General features: G+C 72.5%; 19 protein-coding genes. 13 read left to right on the plus strand and 6 right to left on the minus strand.

Features of this window, described 5'->3' with window-relative positions:
• Positions 1 to 172 precede the first annotated feature (172 nt).
• Entirely contained in the window at positions 173 to 541 is a 369-nt protein-coding gene (locus tag ACQEUU_RS18410) for a VOC family protein (protein ID WP_433067502.1), read from the plus strand.
• A 96-nt stretch (positions 542 to 637) separates the two neighbouring features.
• Positions 638 to 1,846 carry an acyl-CoA dehydrogenase family protein gene (locus ACQEUU_RS18415; RefSeq protein WP_433067505.1) on the plus strand — a complete coding sequence of 403 codons (1,209 nt, stop codon included), beginning with the start codon at positions 638 to 640 and terminating at the stop codon, positions 1,844 to 1,846.
• Between the two features lie 210 nt (positions 1,847 to 2,056).
• Here ACQEUU_RS18415 and ACQEUU_RS18420 read toward each other — a convergent pair whose 3' ends face one another.
• Both ACQEUU_RS18420 and ACQEUU_RS18425 read right to left on the minus strand, forming a co-directional pair.
• Positions 2,057 to 4,471 (minus strand): ABC transporter permease, encoded by a 2,415-nt coding sequence (locus tag ACQEUU_RS18420; protein ID WP_433067507.1) that lies wholly within the window; start codon positions 4,469 to 4,471, stop codon positions 2,057 to 2,059.
• Complete coding sequence (locus ACQEUU_RS18425; RefSeq protein WP_433067510.1) at positions 4,471 to 5,202, minus strand: ABC transporter ATP-binding protein; 732 nt, start codon at positions 5,200 to 5,202, stop codon at positions 4,471 to 4,473. Before ACQEUU_RS18425 ends, ACQEUU_RS18420 begins: the two co-directional genes overlap by 1 nt.
• A gap of 116 nt (positions 5,203 to 5,318) precedes the next feature.
• On the opposite strand from ACQEUU_RS18425, the gene ACQEUU_RS18430 reads away from it, so the two are divergent.
• On the plus strand, positions 5,319 to 5,993 hold the full coding sequence (locus ACQEUU_RS18430; protein WP_433067513.1) for a response regulator transcription factor: 675 nt from the start codon (positions 5,319 to 5,321) through the stop codon (positions 5,991 to 5,993).
• Between the two features lie 10 nt (positions 5,994 to 6,003).
• On the plus strand, positions 6,004 to 7,059 hold the full coding sequence (locus tag ACQEUU_RS18435; RefSeq protein WP_433067516.1) for a sensor histidine kinase: 1,056 nt from the start codon (positions 6,004 to 6,006) through the stop codon (positions 7,057 to 7,059).
• Positions 7,060 to 7,083: 24 nt separating this feature from the next.
• On the opposite strand, the gene ACQEUU_RS18440 is transcribed toward ACQEUU_RS18435, so the two are convergent.
• Complete coding sequence (locus ACQEUU_RS18440; protein WP_433067518.1) at positions 7,084 to 7,884, minus strand: thioesterase family protein; 801 nt, start codon at positions 7,882 to 7,884, stop codon at positions 7,084 to 7,086.
• A gap of 147 nt (positions 7,885 to 8,031) precedes the next feature.
• Between ACQEUU_RS18440 and ACQEUU_RS18445 the strand changes: the two genes are divergently transcribed.
• The 8 genes from ACQEUU_RS18445 (at position 8,032) to ACQEUU_RS18480 (ending at position 15,610) form a co-directional block, all read left to right on the plus strand.
• Positions 8,032 to 8,544, plus strand: coding sequence for a PadR family transcriptional regulator (locus ACQEUU_RS18445; protein ID WP_433067520.1), 513 nt, complete (start codon positions 8,032 to 8,034; stop codon positions 8,542 to 8,544).
• Positions 8,541 to 9,359: an alpha/beta fold hydrolase gene (locus ACQEUU_RS18450; RefSeq protein ID WP_433067522.1), complete on the plus strand. Its 819-nt coding sequence runs from the start codon at positions 8,541 to 8,543 to the stop codon at positions 9,357 to 9,359. Before ACQEUU_RS18445 ends, ACQEUU_RS18450 begins: the two co-directional genes overlap by 4 nt.
• Positions 9,360 to 9,683: 324 nt before the next feature.
• Positions 9,684 to 10,358, plus strand: coding sequence for a hypothetical protein (locus ACQEUU_RS18455; RefSeq protein WP_433067525.1), 675 nt, complete (start codon positions 9,684 to 9,686; stop codon positions 10,356 to 10,358).
• Between the two features lie 13 nt (positions 10,359 to 10,371).
• Positions 10,372 to 11,541 (plus strand): TOMM precursor leader peptide-binding protein, encoded by a 1,170-nt coding sequence (locus ACQEUU_RS18460; RefSeq protein ID WP_433067527.1) that lies wholly within the window; start codon positions 10,372 to 10,374, stop codon positions 11,539 to 11,541.
• Entirely contained in the window at positions 11,538 to 12,839 is a 1,302-nt protein-coding gene (locus tag ACQEUU_RS18465) for a YcaO-like family protein (RefSeq protein WP_433067529.1), read from the plus strand. Before ACQEUU_RS18460 ends, ACQEUU_RS18465 begins: the two co-directional genes overlap by 4 nt.
• A gap of 7 nt (positions 12,840 to 12,846) precedes the next feature.
• Positions 12,847 to 13,755, plus strand: a complete 909-nt coding sequence (locus tag ACQEUU_RS18470; protein ID WP_433067532.1) for a SagB/ThcOx family dehydrogenase — start codon at positions 12,847 to 12,849, stop codon at positions 13,753 to 13,755.
• Between the two features lie 54 nt (positions 13,756 to 13,809).
• Entirely contained in the window at positions 13,810 to 15,174 is a 1,365-nt protein-coding gene (locus ACQEUU_RS18475; RefSeq protein WP_433067534.1) for a N,N-dimethylformamidase beta subunit family domain-containing protein, read from the plus strand.
• 40 nt (positions 15,175 to 15,214) lie between these two features.
• Positions 15,215 to 15,610, plus strand: a complete 396-nt coding sequence (locus ACQEUU_RS18480) for an SgcJ/EcaC family oxidoreductase (protein WP_433067537.1) — start codon at positions 15,215 to 15,217, stop codon at positions 15,608 to 15,610.
• A 99-nt stretch (positions 15,611 to 15,709) separates the two neighbouring features.
• Here the strand turns inward: ACQEUU_RS18480 and ACQEUU_RS18485 are convergent, their stop codons facing one another.
• Entirely contained in the window at positions 15,710 to 16,024 is a 315-nt protein-coding gene (locus tag ACQEUU_RS18485) for a hypothetical protein (RefSeq protein ID WP_433067540.1), read from the minus strand.
• A gap of 439 nt (positions 16,025 to 16,463) precedes the next feature.
• Here ACQEUU_RS18485 and ACQEUU_RS18490 point away from each other — a divergent pair, with 439 nt between their 5' ends.
• Positions 16,464 to 17,255 (plus strand): hypothetical protein, encoded by a 792-nt coding sequence (locus tag ACQEUU_RS18490; RefSeq protein ID WP_433067543.1) that lies wholly within the window; start codon positions 16,464 to 16,466, stop codon positions 17,253 to 17,255.
• A gap of 29 nt (positions 17,256 to 17,284) precedes the next feature.
• On the opposite strand, the gene ACQEUU_RS18495 is transcribed toward ACQEUU_RS18490, so the two are convergent.
• Both ACQEUU_RS18495 and ACQEUU_RS18500 read right to left on the minus strand, forming a co-directional pair.
• Positions 17,285 to 17,476, minus strand: a complete 192-nt coding sequence (locus tag ACQEUU_RS18495) for a hypothetical protein (protein WP_433067546.1) — start codon at positions 17,474 to 17,476, stop codon at positions 17,285 to 17,287.
• A gap of 212 nt (positions 17,477 to 17,688) precedes the next feature.
• Positions 17,689 to 20,211, minus strand: coding sequence for a cation-translocating P-type ATPase (locus ACQEUU_RS18500; RefSeq protein ID WP_433067549.1), 2,523 nt, complete (start codon positions 20,209 to 20,211; stop codon positions 17,689 to 17,691).
• Positions 20,212 to 20,315 lie beyond the last annotated feature (104 nt).

Here is a 20,315-nt window from a genome sequence, read left to right on the forward strand (position 1 = left end):
TGGCCCATGATGCGGCAGGGCGCTTCAAGAACGCTGTAATCGCAGCTCGTCGCACGTCCGAGCCTCGTGCAACGGTCCAGACAGCTCGTCGTGGGCGGCTCAGGCACCTGGCGGTGAGGCCGGACGCCGGGAGGGGCGTGTGGGGCGGCTGCGCCGGGGTAAACGGCAGGACATGGCTTGCCGGATCAGTGAATTGGTGCTCGACTGCCGCGACCCCGAGCGGCTGGCGGCGTTCTGGTGCGAGATCCTCGGCTTCAAGGTGCTCGGCCGGGAGGACGGCGCGGTGGAGATCGGGCCGGAGGAGGGGTTCGGCGGGTTGCAGCCCACGCTGGTGTTCAGTCCGTCGGACGAGCCCAAGCGGGAGAAGCTGCGCCTGCACATCGACGTCAACCCCACCGACCGCGACCAGGAGGCCGAGCTGGAGCGGCTGCTGGCGGCGGGCGCCGTCCCCGCCGACGTCGGGCAGAAGGGCGACGAGCAGTGGCACGTCCTGGCCGACCCTGAGGGCAACGAGTTCTGTCTGCTGCGGCGCCGCCTCTGACGCGGCGATGCTTCCGGACTGAGCCTACTGGCCGGTAGCATGCTGGCGGCGCGAGCCGGTTCAGCGGGCTCGCCAGGGACACATCAGGGGGAGCACATGAGCGGCTTCAGTCTGGACCTCAGCCAGGACGTGATCGAGGTGCGGGACTGGGTCCACGACTTCGCGCGTGAAGTGATCCGCCCCGCAGGCGCCGAATGGGACGAACGCGAGGAAACCCCCTGGCCGGTCATCCAGGAAGCCGCCAAGATCGGCCTGTACTCGCTGGACTTCTTCGCCACCCAGTGGCTGGAGGACAGCGGGCTCGGGCTGCCTGTCGTGTTCGAGGAGCTGTTCTGGGGCGACGCCGGCATCGGCCTGTCGATCGTCGGCACCTGCCTGGCCGCCGCCGCGCTCTCCGGCAACGGCACGCCCGAGCAGGCGGGCCAGTGGCTGCCGGAGATGTTCGGCACCGAGAACGACGTCAAGCTCGGCGCCTTCTGCGCCTCCGAGCCCGACGCCGGCTCCGATGTCGGCGCCATCCGTACCAGGGCCGTGTACGACCAGGGCGACTGGGTCATCAACGGCGTCAAGACCTGGGCCACCAACGGCGGCATCGCCGACGTGCACATCGTCGTCGCCTCCGTCGACCCCGCCCTCGGCACCCGCGGCCAGGCGTCGTTCATCATCCCGCCCGGCACCCCCGGCCTGTCGATGGGGCAGAAGTTCAAGAAGCACGGCATCCGCGCCTCCCACACGGCCGAGGTCGTCCTGGAGGACGTGCGCGTACCCGGATCGTGCCTGCTGGGCGGCAAGGAGAAGCTGGACGCCCGCCTGGCCCGCGTCCGCAACGGCGAGCGGGCCGGCGAGCAGGCGGCCATGCGCACCTTCGAGACCACCCGCCCCACGGTCGCCGCCATGGCCGTCGGCATCGCCAGGGCCGCCTTCGAGTACGCCCGCGACTACGCCCGCGAGCGCGAGCAGTTCGGCCGCAAGATCGGCGAGAACCAGGCCATCGCCTTCCTGCTGGCGGACATGGCGACCCGGGTGGACGTCGCCCGCCTGATGACCTGGCGCGCGGCCTGGATGGCCCGCCAGGGCAAGCGCTTCGAGCAGGCCGAGGGGTCGATGTCGAAGCTGGTCGCGGGGGAGACGGCGGTGTGGGTGACCGAACAGGCCATCCAGATCCTGGGCGGCGCCGGCTACACGCGCGAGCACCCGGTGGAGCGCTTCCACCGCGACGCCAAGATCTACACCATCTTCGAGGGGACGTCGGAGATCCAGCGCCTCATCATCGGCCGCGCGGTCACCGGCCTGCAGGTTCGCTGAGAACGGCCGCCCCGAAAAGACGGCCCTGAGGACTGCCGGGACGCTCTGTTCCGTCAGCGTTCCGCGCCGGCCCGCCAGGCGGTCGCCAACGCGCTCGCGCACCTGCACGCCCACGTCGGCAGCCTGGACCACGTGCGGATGCTCCGCATGACCGTGTACGTGGCGGCCCCCCGGGGCTTCGCCGACTACAGCAGCGTGGCCGACGCGCCGTCAGTCGAGTGACAGTCCTGCGACCGGGCTCACCCGGGCGGCCCGTCGTGCGGGGAGAACGGCGGAGAGGAGTCCGGCCAGGGCGGCGACGAGGACGACGACGCCGAGCGACAGCCACGGGACGTGCATGGCGGCGTCGCGGAGGGCCGGTTTCACGATCGTCTCGCAGGCGGCCCAGGCGAACCCGACGCCGAGCACGGTGCCGAGCACGGTGGCCACCAGCGACAGCAGGAGGGCCTCGGCCGCCAGCATCCGCCTGAGCCGCCCGCGGGTGAGCCCGAGCGCGCGCAGCATCGCGTGTTCTCGGGCCCGTTCGAGTACGGAGAGCCCGAGGGTGTTCGCGATCCCGATCAGCGCGATCACGATGGCGATGCCGAGCAGGCCGAGCGCCGCCCAGGTGTAGATCCGCAGCTGCTGGTCCAGCGACTCCCACGTGCGCAGGCCGTTCTCGATCGTCGCGCCGACGGGATCGGCCAGCTCGTCCAGGCCGGCGCCGAGCCGGGTCGGGTCGGCGCCGGTGGTGGCGCGGATCCAGACGGCACGCGGCTCGGGGGCGCCGGTCAGCGTGGCCAGCGTCTCGGGCGCGACCACGCCCGCCGGGCCCCAGCCGGTGCCGGCGGCCACCTGCAGCCGGGCCCGCCGGTCGCCGGCGCGCACCGTGACCCGGTCGCCCGGCCGCAGGGTCAGGCCCTTGCCGAAGGCGTCGGAGTCGATCATGATCTTCCCCGGCTCGACCCGTGCGAACACTCCGCCGTCGCGGGCCACCTGCCCGGCGGCGGGCGCGGTGACGACCGGGATCGGGTCGCGCAGCCCGGACACCTGGGCCACGACGCCGTACACGGGAATCGCCCGCTCCACACCGGGAGTGCGGCGTATCCGGGTGAGGAGGTCACGGGTGAGCGGACCCTCGGGCGAGGTGAACGTGATGTCGACGGGGTGGTCTCTGCCGATCTGCTCATGCAGGGAGGTACGCCAGGTGTCCGTCCCGGTGAGCACGGCGACCGTCAGGGTGACGCCGACCAGCAGGGAGGCGGTGGTGGTGGCGGTCCGGCGCGGATGGTGCGCGGCGTTCCGGGCCGCGAGCCGTCCGGTGGGGCCGAGCGGCGCGCCCGCGATCCGGACCAGGCGGGGGACGAGCACCGGGCCGAGGAGCAGCACCCCGGCGAACACCGATCCTCCGCCTGCCAGCATGAGCGCCGTGCCGCTCCCCGCCATCGCCACCCCCAGCAGGACCGGCCCGGTGACCAGCAGGAACGCGGCGAGCGCGGCTCGCGCCAGGCCGCCGCGGGTGCGCGCTTCCAGCCCCGCGTCCGGGCGCAGCGCCGCCAGCGGGCTCACCCGGACCACGCGCCGGGTCGGCGACCAGGACGCGACCATGGTGACCGCCAGGCCGACGGCGAACCCTCCCAGCAGCCACGGCACGGGCAGTTCGGCGGCGCCCATCGGCACGGCGGAGGCGAGGGCGTCGATCAGGGCGATCAGCCCGTAGCCGAGACCGGCGCCGACCAGTGTCCCGGTCAGCGACGCGAGCACGCCGACGACGGCCGCCTCGCGGCGTACCGCGCGCACCACCTGCCGCCGGGTCGCGCCGACGCAGCGCAGCAGCGCGAAGTCGCGCAGTCGCCGCGCGAACAGGATGGAGAAGGTGTTGGCGATGACGAGGATCGAGACGAAGAGCGCGATGCCGGCGAACGACAGCGACATCACCGACAGGCTGTCGACCCTGTTCTGCACGTGGGTCAGCCGCTCAGCCGTGAACGCCTCCGGCGACAGCGACCGCGCGCCTTCGGGGAGCGGTCCCACCTCGCCGCGCACCGCCACCGAGCCCAGATGGAGGTGCTCGCGCCACCGCAGCAACTGGGGCCAGGTGACGTACATCGAGGCCTGGGCCGGGGGAGAGGGCGACTCCACGAGACCGACCACCTGGACGTCGGCCGCGGCGGCTCCCGCCCCGATCGTGATCCGGTCGCCGACCGCGAGGTCCTCGGCCAAGGCGGCGTACACGTCCACGGCGGCCTCGCCCGTACGTGAGGGGAAACGGCCCGAGCTGAGCTCCTGCCAGCGCCACACCCGCGAGGTGGAGATCGGCCCCACGGTCGTCGTGTCCGAGAGCTGCCGGGTCCCGGCGCGCGCCGGGAGCGTCGCCCGGCCGATCGCGGACGCGTTCCCGCCGTGCCGCTCGGTGAAGGCGATCACGGCCTCCGGGTCCAGCTCGGACGACGGCCACCGCTCGGGGGAGACCACGTGCTCGGCGTTGCGGTACGGCGCCCCCAGTCCGTCCATGAGCCCGCTTCGCGCGCCGGAGGCGAGCATGCCGACCACCACGACGAAGGCGACGGCGACGGTGACCGCGACCGCCGCCGCGACGTACCTGCGGATGTACGTGCGCAGCGACGCGAGGAGGACGGTGCGCATCAGGCGATCCGCCCGTCCCGCATGGTGACCACGTGGTCGGCGTACGCCGCCGCGTCCCGCTCGTGGGTGACCATCACGACGGTCTGGCCGAGTTCGCGTGCCGAGCGGCGCAGGTGGTCCAGCACCTCCGCCGACGTGGCGCTGTCCAGGTTTCCCGTGGGCTCGTCGGCGAACAGCAGGTCCGGCTGCGTGATCAGGGCGCGCGCGATCGCGACCCGCTGCTGCTGGCCGCCGGACAGCTCGGCGGGCCGGTGAGCGAGCCTGCCGGCCACGCCGAGGACGTCGGCGAGGAGGTACACGCGCTCGCGTGCCGCGTCGTCGACCCGGCGGCCGCCCAGTTCGAGCGGGAGCACGATGTTCTCGGCCGCGGTGAGCATCGGCAGCAGGTTGAACGACTGGAACACGAAGCCGGCGTGCTCGCGACGGAAGATCGTGAGCCCGTCGTCGTCGAGCGATCCGAGGTCGGTGCCCGCCACCGTGACGGTGCCGCCGCTGGGCTGGTCGAGTCCGGCCAGGCAGTGCATCAGCGTGGACTTGCCGGATCCGCTCGCGCCCATGATCGCGGTGAACCCGCCGCGCGGGACGTCGAGGTCGATGCCGCGCAGTGCGTGGATCCGGGTTTCGCCCCGGCCGTAGGTCTTGGTCAGGTTCCGCGCGCGGGCGGCCACCGCGTCGGGGCTCGCGGCCTTCCGGGGAAGCCGCGGGGCCGGGTCATGCCGTGAGCCGGTCACCGCCGGGGCCTCGCTTCGCTGTAAGCCATGCCCGCAGTCAAAGCGGCGCGGTGTTGTCAGCACGTATGCGGTTTCCGATACGCCGGCGATACGCCCGGGCTCCTACCATCAGGTGCATGCGCGTGCTGATCGTCGAGGACGAGCCCTACCTGGCGGAGGTCATCCGCGACGGGCTGCGCCTGGCGGCGATCGCCGCCGACATCGCCGGTGACGGCGACACCGCGACGGAAATGCTGAGCGTGAACGCCTACGACATCGCCGTCCTCGACCGCGACATCCCCGGCCCTTCGGGCGACGAGATCGCCAGGCGCATCGTGGCCTCGGGCAGCGGCCTGCCCATCCTCATGCTCACCGCCGCCGACCGGCTCGACGACAAGGCCCGCGGGTTCGGGCTCGGGGCCGACGACTACCTCACCAAGCCCTTCGAACTCCAGGAGCTCGTGCTCCGCCTCCGGGCGCTCGACCGCAGGCGCGCGCACAACAGGCCGCCCGTACACGAGATCGCCGGCCTGCGCGTGGACCCGTTCCGCCGCGAGGTCCACCGCGACGGCAGCTACGTCGCGCTCACCCGTAAACAGTTCGCCGTGCTCGAAGTCCTCGTCGCCGCCGAAGGCGGTGTCGTCAGCGCGGAAGAACTCCTCCAGCGGGCGTGGGACGAGAACGCCGACCCCTTCACCAACGCCGTCCGCATCACGGTCTCGGCGCTGCGCAAACGGCTCGGCGAGCCGTGGCTCATCGCCACCGTGCCCGGCGTCGGCTACCGCATCGACGCGGGAGGCGAGGGTGGATAGGGCGCGCGGGATGAGCGTCAGGCTCAAGCTCACTCTCAGCTACGCCGGGTTCCTCATGCTCGCGGGCGCGTTGCTGCTCGCCGCCGTGTGGGTGTTCCTCCTCCGGTACGTGCCCGACGGCTGGCCCGCCCTGCTCCACGTGGCGCCCAACCGCACCCTCCTCCTGGGGGCCTTCGCCCCCGCGGCGGCCGCCGTGATGGCGTCACTGCTGGTGTTCGGCCTGCTGGGAGGATGGATTCTCGCCGGGCGCATGCTCGCACCTCTGACCCGCATCACCGACGCCACGCGCCTGGCCGCGAACGGGTCGCTCTCCCACCGGATCCGGCTGCCCGGCCGCGCGGACGAGTTCCGCGAACTCGCCGACGCCTTCGACGCCATGCTCGTACGGCTCGAAGCGCACGTCGCCGAGCAGCGGCGATTCGCGGCCAACGCCTCGCACGAACTCCGCACCCCGCTGGCGATCTCAAGGACGCTTCTCGACGTGGCCCGCCGCGATCCCGGCCGTGACACCGGCGAACTCGTCGAACGCCTTCACGTCGTCAACACCCGGGCGATCGACCTCACCGAGGCGCTCCTCATGCTCAGCCGCGCCGACCAGAGATCCTTCGCACGGGAACGCGTCGACCTGTCCCTGGTCGTGGAAGAGGCCGTCGAGACACTGCTCCCGCTCGCGGAGAAACGCGGGGTCACGATCGAGACCTCAGGCGAGATCACCCCGGTCGAGGGGTCGCAGGCGCTCCTGCTGCAGCTGGCGACGAACCTGCTGCACAACGCGATCGTCCACAACCTGCCCGTGCGGGGAACCGTGTGGATCAGGACCGGCATCGGCCCCGAGGCGCTCACCGTCGAGAACACCGGTGAGCACCTGCCTCCCGAGGTGGTCCCGGCGCTCACGGAACCGTTCCAGCGCGGCACGGGACGAGTACGCGGCGACCACGCGGGCGTCGGACTCGGCCTGGCCATCGTCAAGAGCATCACCCGCGCGCACGACGGGACACTCACCATCACCTTGCGCCCCGCGGGCGGGCTCAGCATCGCCGTTCACCTACCCGCGTGCAAGCGATGAGCCTCGGCCGGTACGGGAAGCCGATCACGGGAGCATGGCGAGCTGCCGCCCCTGGGCGACGAGGATGCCCTTGGCATCCCAGATCTCGAAATCCTCTTCGTGGTATCCGTTGATCAGGTGACGTGTGGTGGCGCGACAGGCGAGCCAGCCAGGAGCGGGCCTGGCCCGCAGATGCGCGGTCAGTTCGAGCGTCGCGGACGCGAACTCGCCGACGGCCAGCACGGCCGGAGGCGCGGCATCCAGCAGCAGGGGCAACGCGTCCAGCTCGGCGTGGCTTCCGTCCCGGAAACGCATCCAGAACTCCATGACGGCCTCCTCGGTGGGCTTCCCCTGCCACCAGCCGGGCATCTCGGCGAACCGGAACTCCACCCGTTCGGTGATGCTGACACCGTCCAGCGCCTGGCCGCCGAGCGGGTCTACGCAGTCAGCCGGGTCCGGGAGGACCGGCGGCTCCCCGGTGACGAGCGTACGCCCGTCGGCCATGTCGAGGGTGCCGAAGGTGGCCGTCGCCCGCAGCCGCTCCTTGCCCTCCTGCGACAGCACGACCTGGCCCGTGGCGACCCGCCGCCCGGTCCGGATGATCTCGGTGCGCAACTCCGCCGGTCCGGCGACCGCGGGGCGCAGGAAGAAGGCTGAGCTGACGAGCACGTCGGGGAACGGCATCTCCCGCTTCAGCGCACGCAGGCACATCGCCATCAGGTAGCCACCGTTCGGACCACCGCCGAGCGCATGCCAGCGATCGGTGACGAGGCCCGCATAGAGGCCGGCGGCCACGAGATCGGTGCGGGAGTCGGCGTCGAACTCGGACATGGATGGCGCGGTCATCGTCCCCTCCGGGTCATCGCGAACAGTAGTGATCGTTCCGTCATGTCCGGCCATTTTCCCGCGCACTCCCCGCGAGGTCGATGACCTGCCAGGTAGAGCGCCCCGCTGAGCCCCCGCAGAAGATAGGTGTGATGTAGACTATGTGATATGTCCCTCAAGCATGCCATCCTCGGCCTCATCGACCTGCGGCCGATGAGCGGATACGACCTCAAGAAGACCTTCGACGCCACCGCCCAGCACTTCTGGGCGGCCGACCGGTCGCAGATCTACCGCACCCTCGGCGTCCTGCACGCCGAAGGACTGGTGCACGAGGACGTCATCTCCCAGCGGTCCCGCCCGGACCGGCACGTGTACCGGCTGACCGAGGCCGGCTCCGCCGAGCTGGACTCCTGGTTGCGCTCCCCGCCTCCCATCGAGTCGCCGCGTGAGGCGTTCCTGGTCAGGATCTTCTTCGCGGGCCGGGCCGGGGACACCGAGCTCGTACGGACGCTCGCGCGCGAGCGCCGGGCCCTGATCAGGCAGCGGCTCGACGCGTTCCGGGCGATCGAGGCGCCCGCGACGACTCTCGCCGAGCGGCTGCGCGCGATGACGGTACGCAACGGCATCGTCCATCACGAGGCCGAGCTCCGCTGGCTCGACGAACTCGAGGAGGCGCTGTGACCGCCGTGCGCGAGGACCGGCCCGACGCCGGCGAGAGCGTCCTGTTCCTGCACGGCGGCAATGTCGCCGGCTGGTCGTGGCACGAGCAGGCCGCGTCGCTGCCCGATCACCACGTCCTGATCCCCGACCTTCCCGGGTTCGGCGCGTCGAACGGCGTGCCCTGGACCACCGTCGCCGGCGTGGCGGACGCGATGGCGGACCTCATCAGGGAACGCGCCCATGGCGGACGCGCGCACCTGGTCGGGCTCTCCCTGGGCGCCGTGGTCGGCACCGTCCTCGTGGCCCGCCATCCCGGCCTCGTCAGCAGCGCGCTGCTCTCCGGCGCTCCGCTGCGCGGGCTGGGCGCGGTGGCCAGGACGCTGGGGCTCGCCCAGGTCCGGTGGTGGGGTTCGCGCTCGTACTGGCGGGTCATGGCGCGCGCGTTCCGGCTGCCTGAGGACTCGGTCGGCGTCTTCGTCGAGACCGGCGTGGGGATCGACCGCGCCTCGGCGCGGCGGGTGCTGCAGCAGATCTACGCGGGGGTGCCGGCCGCGGACCTGGAGGGACTGCGGCGTACGCGGGCGCCGATCCTGATGCTGGCGGGGGAGCGGGAGCCCGGGGCGCTGCACCGGGCGCTGAGCGAGGTGACCTCCCGGGCGCCGGAGTCGCTCGCGCGGACCGTGCCCGGGGTGGGGCACCAGTGGAGCGCCGAGGACCCGGAGCTGTTCCGCCGCGTGCTGCGGCACTGGCTGACCACGCGCGAGCCGGACCCCGGCCTCCTGCCGCCGCGCAGTGGTCCGCGACCACGCTCCCGCAGATCACGGCCGGGAGGGTAAGCCGGGGATGTGGCCGCGGCAACGCGCCGGCCGCGGACGGCCGGATGAGGACGCGCGGGACGCCCCGGCGACCTCGCGGGGCCTGAGGCCGCCCCGCCGGTACGCCGCCCCGACGCCAGGATCTACGCCGGGTTTGCCCGGCACGGCGTGAGCGGCCCGGCGCGGGCGCCGCACCCGCGCGGCAGCAGGCCCCGGCCGTCCGGCCGATGATGACTCACCGGCGAAGTCCTTACCAACAGCGGCGGTACGACCAGGGAAGGCCGGGAAACGAACCATCCGAGCCTCCATAGGCGAGGACACCGACGACCGGGGATCGGAGGCGAGATGGCCGGCACGATCACCGAGCTCGACATCGAACTCGGCATGCCCTTCATCGAAAGCGCCCTGCGCGACTCCACCACCGCGGGCATCCTGCGCGACGAGCTGGAACGCCTCGGCATGCGGGCGATGCCCGAGCGGGCGCGGGTGGTGAACATCTACAGCGAGGAGAACCAGGCGGGCTTCGCCGTCGGGATCCTCCCGTTCGTCTCGGACGACCTCTCGCAGCACGCCGGCCTCAGCGTCTCCCAGGGCGGGTTCGCCGTGGCCGTCCGCGTCCTCATGGAGGACCGTACGTCCATCCGCGCCTTCTCCACGCTGTTCGTCGTCGACGAACAGGTGGTCTCCACCGAGTACGGGGCCGCCGAGCTGCTGAATCAGGGAGCCGAGGCGCTGGTCGGCTCGGCGCCCGACGTCGGCACGCAGGCGTCGCTGGCCGAGGTGTCCATCCGGCAGGTGCTCTCGATCTCCGACTTCGCGCACGCGTCGCTCCTGCACGACGAGTCGTCGATGAACATCTACGACTCCGAGGAGATGGCGACGCTGCGCGGTCACGGACGGCTCGCCGCCGAGATCGCGAGCTTCGCGCGGCTGCAGGCCCGGGCCTCGCACGGCGGCGGCAGCTGCAGTTGCAGCACCTCCTGCCACGGCTGCTCCAGCACCAGCACCAGCGCGATCTGACGGAGTGGAAGCCTTGCCCAGGAACGACACGCTGCCGGCGCGGCCGTGGGTGCCCGGCTGGTACCGGGTGTCCACCACGCCGTCGGGCACGGTCCGGCTCGACTCGCTGACGCGGTCGTTCGCCCTCGACCACGTGGCGCCAGGACTGCTCCAGCGGCTGCTGCCGCTCCTGGACGGCACGCGGAGGATCGAGGACATCCGCGCCCAGCTCGACGGCCACGACGCGCGTCCGGCGCTGGTCGACGACCTGCTGGGCGCCCTGCACACGCAGGGGGTGCTGCGGGACGGGCCTCCGGAGTGCACCGCGCTGACCGCCGGGGAACAGCGGTGGTGGCGGCAGCAGGCCGACTTCTTCGGCCACTTCTCCGCGGCCTCCGACTCGACTCTGCCGTCCCGGCCGGACGTGCCCGCGTCGGGCTCGCACTACCAGGCGCGCCTGCGGGAGGCCGTCGTGGCCGTCCTGGGGTGCGGCCGGCTCGGCTCCCAGGTCGCCAGGGACCTGGCGGCGTCCGGGGTCGGCGAGCTGGTGTGCGTGGACGACGGGCCGGTGGCCGAGGAGGCGGCCCGCGCCGACGCCTGGTACGACCTGCGCCACCGGGGACGGCCCAGCGCCGAGGTGGTCTGCGAGCTGGTCGGGCAGACCAGTCCGCACTGCCGCGCCGTTCCCGCCGGCTCGGGAACGTGGCAGGACCTGCTGGAACGGTGTGACGCGGTGGTCCTGGCCGGCGACGTGTTCCGGCCGGCCGAGTACGAATCCGTCAACAGGGCGGTGATGTCGTCAGGGACGCCGTGGACCAGTTGCCGCACGGTCGGCCTGGAGGTGCTGATCGGGCCGACGGTATTGCCGGGACGCAGCGCCTGCTGGACCTGCTTCGACGATCGGCGCCGCAGTCACCTCACGCGATACGAGGAGGCGGCGCTGGTCGAGCACATCTGGGGTGAGGGCGCGGCGCCGCCCTTCCTCGCCGTGGTCCCCGGGCTGTCGCTGGTGGCTCTCGAAGTGGTCAAGCTCATCACCGGGTTCGCGCCCGCCACGACCGTAGACGGGCTCCTCGCGATTGACGTGCTGTCCAGCACCACGACGCTGCATCCGGTCCTGCGCGTGCCGCGCTGCCGGTCCTGCGGCCTGCCGTCCAGGGACCGCCCGGCCCTCCAGGTGTGGGACGTGGAAGGCGTCCAGTGAAGGCGCCACCGGCGGCCACGCCCGGCCCGGTCGACAGCCGCACCGGCATCATCGCCCACGTCCTCGACCTTCCCCTCGGCGCCGGCGAACCGCGGATCTTCAACAGCTCGGTGCGGATGGCCGACAGCGCCGCGCTGGGCGCGGGCTCCTGCTACGACCAGAACGGCGGAGCCGGGCTGACCAGGGAAGCGGCGCGGGCCGCCGCCATCGGGGAAGGGCTGGAACGCTACTGCGCCGCGTTCTCCCAGCCGGACCAGGTCACCGTGGCGACCTGGCGCGGGCTCGCGGCCGGCGGCCACCCGCCGCCGGGGCCCGCGGAGTACGCCCTGTTCCACCGGGACCAGGCCGAGCACGCGCCGCACTTCGACGACGACACCCCCATCGCCTGGCTGCGGGCGTACTCCCTGAGCCGAGCCGCCTGGTCCCACGTCCCGGCCTGCCTGGTCCATCTGCCGTACCTCCCGCAGGGCCAGGACGTGGAGGAGCACATCATCGGTCCCGCCATCTCGACGGGGCTCGCCTGCGCCGCCTCGCGGGCCGAGGCGGTGCTCAGCGGCCTGTACGAGGCGATCGAACGGGACGCCTTCATGATCAGTTGGCTGCGCGAACTGCCGCTCGGCCGCGTCGACCTCCTGTCGCATCCCGCGATCGCCGAGGTGTACACGGCCCGGCTACGCCGGCCGGGGCTGGACTACCACGTCCTGGACATGACGACCGACCTCGGCGTGCCGGCGTTCATGTGCCTGCTCCTGGACCACCGGCAGGACCCGCCCATCGCGTGCGCGGGCGGGGCGGCGCACCACGATCCGGCGAAGGCCGTGCTGAAGGCGCTCGTCGAGGCGGCCCAGACCCGGGAATGGGCGAAATACCTGTGCAGGACCCGGGCCGGCTCCCCGGCGCCGCCCGCGGACGAGCTCACCACCTTCGAGGACCACGTCTTCCACTACGCGTCAGGAGGGTCCGCGCGGGCCCTGGAGCCGTTCCTGGACCGCCCGGTGGTCCCGCTCCCGGCCGGCGGGGAACCTCCCGCCGACCACCGGACCGCGATCGACGCCGTGCTCGGGCGGCTGGGGGCGGCCGGCCTCGAGGCCCTCACCGTGGACCTCACCACGCCCGACGTCGCCGGGTGCGGCTATCACGTGGTGAAGGTCCTGGTCCCCGGGCTGCAACCGCTGTACGCGGACGAGAGCCGGCCGCTGCTCGGCGGCCACCGGCTCTACGCCGGACACCCCGACGCGCCCTGCCCGCGCCCGTCCGGTCCCGGGGACCTCAACCGCGCACCGCACCCGTACCCGTAAGGTGATCATGGACTCGCTGACGATCGGTTCGAGCCTGGCGGAGCTCTACCACGAGAACAGCAAACAACGCCGCCACGACCGGAGCTTCGGCTGGCGGGTGGCGACGGTCGGCAACAGCCCCTCCTTCCGGCGGCTGACCAGACGTCCCGGCAAACGGTACGGCGGCGCGCAGGTGATCGCGCTGCCCCGGCCGGAACCGCTGGACATGCCGCTGCACCAGGCCATAGCCGCCCGCCGGTCGGTGCGCCGGTTCTCCGCGCGGCCCCTCACCGTGCCGGACCTCGCGGCCCTGCTCATGCTGTCGGCGGGGCTGCCCGACGGCGCCGGTGACGCGGAGCGGACGACCCTGCGCGCCGCGCCCTCGGCGGGCGGCCTGCACCCCACCGAGATCTACGTGATCGCACGCGCGGTGGACGGCCTGGAACCCGGCGTCTACCACTACCGCGCCAACGACCACGTACTGGAAGCGCTCGACCTGGACGCCACGGCTCCCGGACGGCTGGCGGAGGCCTCGTCCTACCCGGAGATCCTCAAGACGGCCGCCGCGACGCTGGTGCTCACCGCCGTCTTCGGGCGGACCACGCTGAAGTACGGCGAACGCGCCTACCGGTTCGTGGTGCTGGAGATCGGCCATGTGGCGCAGAACGTGCTCCTCGTCGCGTCCGCGCTCGGCTGCGGCGCGGTCCCGATCGGCGGGTTCGTCGACGACGAGGTCCACGCGATCCTGGACGTCGACGGCGTGGACGAGGCGTCGCTCTACCTGCTGCCGGTCGGGCACCTCCCCCCGGCCCCGGACCCGCCCGAGTGGGCGGGCGGGCAGGAGGCCGTCGCCGCCGTCATGGAGCGCCTGTGGTCGAGCGGGACGGCGGCCGCGGCGCCCGGCCGGCTGGACCGGGGTTCGGTCCGCGACGGGTAAGCACTTCGCCAAGGTCCGGCGCCCGGCCGCGATCGGGCGGAAGCATGGGCGACCGTGCGTCACGTCCTCGCCGTCCTGGTCCTGCTCGCCGCCGGCTGCGCCGCCCCGGCCCCCGCGCCCGTCGCCTCCGGGCCCGCCCCGGCGACCGCCTCCGCCCCCGGACGGGCCACGCCCGCCCAGGCGCCGCCCGGCGAGCCCGCGCGGTGGCGCATCACCGCACGCGGCGACGAGCACGAGATCGAGGGCTACGCCGACCGCGTCAGCGTGCTGCCGGGGGAGCGGTTCCGGCTGCTCGTCTCCACCACCGCGCCGCTTTTCACCGCGACGGCGTTCCGGATGGGCGCTCGACCGGTACGGGTCTGGCGCTCCCCGAGGACCGGCGGCAGACGGCAGCCCCCGCCGCGGACCGTCGAGGGCATGGTGACCGCCGCCCACTGGAAGCCCTCGCTCACCGTCGACACCACCGGCTGGGCCGAGGGCGCCTACCTGGTGCGGCTGGACGCCTCCACGGGCGGCCAGCGGTACGTCCCGATCACCGTGCGCTCGGCCTCGGCCGAGGGCCGGGTGGTGCTCGTCAACGCGGTCACCACCTGGCAGGCCTACAACCGCTGGGGCGGCCGCAGCCTCTACACCGGCCCCGGCGGATTCGAGAACCGGTCACGCAAGGTCACCTTCGACCGCCCCTACGACGGCTCCGGCGCCCGGCTCTTCCTCGACTTCGAACGGGACGCGATCCGGCTGGCCGAGCAGAGCGGGGTGCCGCTGGCCTACCTGACCAGCCTCGACCTGCGGCCCGGCGCGCTGCGCGGCGCCCGCGCCGTGGTGTCGCTGGGGCACGACGAGTACTGGTCGCCGCAGATGCGGGAGGCCGTCACCCGGGCCCGTGACGCGGGCGCGAACCTCGCCTTCCTCGGGGCCAACGCCGTCTACTGGCGGATCGGGCTGCACGGCAGGATGATCATGTGCGACAAGGAGACCCAGTGCCCGCTCTGGCGGCGCTCGGAGCCGGAGAGCGCGCTGATCGGGCAGATGTACGACTGCTTCCCGGCCGAGGCGGCCTACCGGGTGAGCAGGCCGGGCCACTGGATCTTCGAGGGGACCCGGGGCACGACCTTCCCCGGCCTGGTCGGCGTGGAGACCGACAAGGTGTCGCCCGGCTCACCGGACGACATCGAGGTGCTGGCCGAATCTCCGGTCGACTGCGCCGGCCGGGCCACCGTGAGCCACAGCACCTACTACGTCGCCCCCAGCGGTGCCGGGGTGTTCGCCTCCGGCACGATGCGCTGGGTGTGCGGCCTGAAGGGCGAGGCGTGCGGCCACGGCGTGACGCGGGCGGCCTCCGCGTTCACCCGTCGCGCCACGCTCAACCTGCTGACCAGGTTCGCCAAGGGCCCGGCAGAGGCCCCGGCCCGGGGATGAGCTTGACCTCGACCATGCTTGAGGAAGCACGGTGGTGTCCATGAGCACGCGATCCACGGCGTACGCCGCAGACCTCGAAGCCATCCACCAGGTCGTCGCCACCGTTGAGCACTCCCAGCGGCACAAGGACCCCGACGAGTTCCTCTCCCTCTTCCACCCCGACGCGATCTGGACGACCAGCGGCGGCAGAGTTCTCCTGGGCCTCGACGCGATCTCCGAGTTCACCCGCGCGGTTCTCCCCGCCGCCGACTGGGACGGCAAGGTCACCTACGAGGTGGTCCACGTGTCCTTCATCCGCCCGGACGTGGCGGCGGTGAAGGTACGGCAGGTCTACACGACGTCGGGCGAGGAGGGCGCTCCGCTGTACGTGATGTCCAAACAGGACGGCCGCTGGCTGCTGACCGCCTGCCAGAACACGGGCGTGGTCACCGGCTGAGCCTCACCAGCGGAACGTCCCCTGAGACGTCAAGGAGCCCCCGGCGCCGGCTTACGCCGGTCCGAGGGCTTTCCAGCGGCCTGTCTCTACGGTCGGAAACTAAAGAGGCTTGGTTTCGTACCCGACGCTCATCACGTAGGGATAGCTGCTGGTGCACCGCGCAGAACTGACAGTGCTGGGAGGCACGTTCGGCACTGGCACCCATTTTCCGTAGATGGTGGTCCGCTTGGTGTAGTCGTTGGCGCACGTAAGCTTGACCCGGACGAAGCCGTTACCGGAGGCGCAATAGGCATAACGGCTGTTCTCATAACCCAAGCCGGTCCCGCAGTTGCCCGGCGGGGGCGGGTCCGCGAGCGCGACACCGGTGAGAGCGATGGTCAGTGCGGCCGAGGCCGCGGCGGTCACGCTGAGCATGCGAAGGACGCGCATTGTATACCTCTTTCATGGGGAGGCCGGGGGATCTGCCTCCTCGAGGCAAGATCTTGGCAGTTTGTCCGAGTACTGGCAAGTCTTGCCGAAGAGTCACTCTCTGTAGCGTCGGGCCGAGTCATCGCAATTTCGACACTACGGATATGACGCGCAATCCACTATTTGTCGGGTCATTTTTTCATCGCATCAGAATCACTGTCACAAGCCACCTCCGATGATGGCCTCAAACCCTTGGTCGGCCATTCTTTTAACCGCCGGAAAAAGCGCGTCGGCGTGCCGTCGGGCAACAGCTTGCGCCAAATGCAAGCATCGTACGGTACCGGCCGAAAGGAACCGCGCCATCATGTTCACATCCGAAAAAGGAAGAGCAGCATCGGTCGTACCCTCCCGGCTGAGAAGGCTCCGCCCGCCGCGGAGGTCGGTGATGCTCGTCGCGGGCTCGCTCTCCACGGCCCTCGCCGCGGTCCTGTCCCCGGCGGCCGGCGCGGACCCCGCCGTGAGCCAGGCCACCCGCCCGGTCCCGCGTCCGGCCCCCGAGCCGACTCCCGAGCCGGCCACGGACCTGAACAGGGACCCGGCCCTGAACCCGGCTGCCCGTTCGACCATGAGGCCGCGCCCGTGGCCGGCGTCACGGCCGACCCCGAGCCCGAGCCCGACCCCGACCCCTACGACGACCTCCTCGCCCACGCCGACCGTGACCGTGACCCCGTCCGTGCACGTGAAGCTGGATCTCAAGGACGGCCACGGGCGGTGCCACCCCCGGGTGTTCTACAAGGTCCACGGCCTCTCGCCGACGAACTTCTTCATCCCGCGCACCCGCTTCATCGACGGGCCGGGCGGGACGATGACGGTGCAGGTGACGCGGGAGCACGAGGTGCTCGCCTTCCTGGAGACCGAGTCGGAGCGTCAGCTCTCCGTCACCACCGGGGACGTGGTGCGCAACCTGCGCCTGCTGGGGATCCCGCACCTGGAGGAGCGGCACATGGTCTTCGCCGGCCACGAGTACACGCGGGAGATCACCAAGGGCATGTACGGCAACATGCGGTACCGCGTCTTCGGCTACCGCGTCGGCTGGTCCGCCTGGTCGGTGCTCGGCACCTGCCGTCACCGCCTGATCGAGCGCGGCATAGCGAACGTGCCCGCCCAGGTGGAGGGCTGGCGCTACTGGGAGACCAAGCGCCCGAAGTTCAGGGGCCGCGTCCTTTCCCCCAAGTAGGGGCTCCCGGCCCGGAACGGAGTGCGCGCTCAGCCCGCCAGGTGCACGGCGGTGACCTTGTACTCCGGGCATGAGGTCACGGTGTCGGCCCGGTCGGAGGCAGGGGCGTTGACCCCATCGGCCGAGACGTACTCCGACAGGAACAGCTCGCCGCAGACTACGAGCGGGCAGGCGTCGATCGTCTGGGCGACGAGCGTGCTGTTCGAATCGGTGGCGCACACGTCCCGCTCCGGTGATCCACAGCGCCTGGAGCGCTCCCGAGCGCGCGCGGCGGCGAACATCTCCGGGACGCGCAGTCCGGGCCGCCGGGGTATCGGCGTGCCCCACACCCGCTCCGTCCGCAGCGCGAAAGGCGTCGAACCGGTCTCCAGGCCCCATGTGGCCTCACACGAAAGCGCCGGTCACCATCGGGCAAAGGGCGCGTCCGAGCTGATCAGTGCCGATCCCTCGGCGAGCGGGGCGGGTGCACGATCCGGTCGAGGCGTACGGCGGCGTAGCCGAGGGCGGCCAGCGCGGTGACGATCAACAGGTCGCCCGCGCTCAACGGCTCGGTGCCGAGGAGCTCACGCAGCAGCGGCACGTACAGTCCGGCGAGCTGCAGCACGAACGCGCCGGCGACCGCCAGCAGCAGCATGGGGTTGGCCAGCGTGCCGGGCCTGGTGCGGGAGCCGAGCGCGACGCCGAGCTGGGCGGCGCCGAGGGCGAAGAAGGCCATGCTCTGCCACGGGCGTCCCGTCGCGTGCGCCCAGACGGCGACGCCCAGGGTGACGGCGGTCAGCACGGACGCGATCCTGATCAGGCGCTGCCACAGGCCGGCTCCCAGGATGCTCTGGCCGGCGGGCCGGGGCGGGACGTCCATGGTCCCGGGCACGGCAGGCTCGCCGCCGAGGGCCACGCCCGGCAGCCCGTGGGTCAGCAGGTTGATCCACAGGATCTGGGCGGGCAGCAGGGGGAGCGCCAGCCCGACGAACGGCCCCAGCAGCATCACCGCCAGCTCCGCGGCCCCGCCCGACAGGCCGTAGACCAGGAAGCGGCGGATGTTGGTGTAGACGCGGCGTCCCTCTTCGACGGCCGCGACGACGGTGTCGAGGTCGTCGTCGGCGAGGACGAGATCGGCCGCCTGGCGGGCGACCTCGGTGCCGCGCCTGCCCATGGCCACGCCGATGTCGGCGCGGCGCAGCGCCGGCCCGTCGTTGACGCCGTCGCCGGTCATGGCCAGGGTCTCGCCGCGCTCCTGCAGATCCTGGATGATCTCGAGTTTCTGTTCAGGGGTGGCGCGGGCGTACACCCGGGCTCCGGCCTGATCGCGGAGGCCGGGATCGCGGCAGTCCACGACCGGGTCGCCGGCGGCGATGATGCCCAGGTCGGTGGCGACGGCGCGGGCGGTCCCTGGATGGTCGCCGGTGATGAGGAGCGGCTTGATGCCGGCCCGCTTGCAGCCGGTGATCGCGGCGGAGGCGGCGGGACGTGGCGGATCCTGGAGCGCGACCAGCCCGAGCAGCGACAGCCCGCTCTCGCGCGCCGTGCCGGGCACCTCGTCCAGGTCGGCGGCGGCCACCGCCAGGACGCGGTAGCCGGCGCGCGCGAGCTCCTCGGCCCGGTCGGCGGCGCGGGCCCGCAGCGCCGGATCGTCGGTCAGGACCGAGGCGTCGAGCATCGCCTCGGGCGCTCCCTTGCAGATCGCCCGGCCGCGCCCGCCGGGCAGGTGGTGCACGGTGCTCATCCGCTTGCGTCCGCTGTCGAAGGGCTGCTCGGCGACGCGCGGGAAGCGCTCCTGCAGTTCGACAGGGTCCAGGCCCGCCTTGGCGGCGGCGGCGAGCAGGGCCGCCTCGGTCGGATCGCCGAGCGCCGTCCACTCACCGCCGGGCTCGTCCGGCGGGGACAACCGGGCGTCGTTGCATAGGACGGCCGCGGTCAGCAGGGCGGCGAGGCTCGCCTCGTCGAGGGACTCGTCCCGGACGACCTCGCCGTCGGGCGCGTACCCGGAGCCCGTGAACAGCGCCTCGCCCGTGGGGGTCCACGCGCGCCGGGTGACCATCCGGCCCTCGGTGAGGGTGCCGGTCTTGTCCGTGGCGATCACGGTCACCGAGCCCAGCGTCTCCACGGCGGGCAGCTTGCGGACGAGCGCGTTGCGCCCGGCCATCCGGCGGGCGCCCAGGGCCAGGCTCAGGGTCACGACGGCGGGCAACGACTCCGGAACCGCCGCCACGACCAGGCTGATCGCGGTCACCACCATCAGCTCGACCGGCTGCCCCCGGGCCAGCCCCAGGGCGAGCACCACCGCGGACAGCGCCACCGCGACGCCGGCCAGCAGCCGGCCCACCCCCACCAGGCGGCGCTGCAGCGGCGTCAGGCGCGCTCCCCGGACCATCATGGACGCGATGCGGCCGCTCGCGCTGTCCGCCCCGGTCGCGGTGACCACGGCACGGCCCCGCCCTCTCACCACGACGGTGCCGGAGGAGAGCGGGTCGTCGCCGGCCTTGTCCACCGGGACCGACTCGCCGGTCAGCGACGACTCGTCGACGAGCAGGGCCGCCGCCTCCGTCACCGTGGCGTCGGCCACGACGATGTCGCCTTCGGCCAGCGCCAGCAGGTCTCCCCGGACGACCTCGGCTGCTGGGATCTGCCGCTGGGAACCGTCGCGGATCACCCGGGCCTCCGGGGCCGTCAACTGGGACAGCGCCGTGATGGCCCGGTCGGCCCTGATCTCCTGCGCGACCCCGACGGAGGTGTTCACGACGATCACGAGCAGGATGACGACGGTGTCGGTCCAGTCACCCGCGACGACGGTGAGCACCACCGCGACGAGCAGGACGACGATCAGCGGGTCCCGGAGCTGGGTGGCCACGCGCCGCCACAGCGGAACGGGCGGCTTCTGCGGCAGCACGTTGGCTCCGTCCCGTTCCAGCCGCGCGGCCGCATCGGCGGATGACAGTCCAGAGGATGCGGAACTCACCGGGTCCTCCCCTTCGGGCTGCTGATCGTTCGGGGCCTTCGCACCATCCCTCCCTACCTGGTACGGGGCCGCGGGCCACCCGAACCGGAGGCGAAAGTTCCCTC

The organism is Nonomuraea sp. CA-218870 (assembly GCF_050936535.1).
GTDB classification, from domain to species: domain Bacteria; phylum Actinomycetota; class Actinomycetes; order Streptosporangiales; family Streptosporangiaceae; genus Nonomuraea; species Nonomuraea corallina.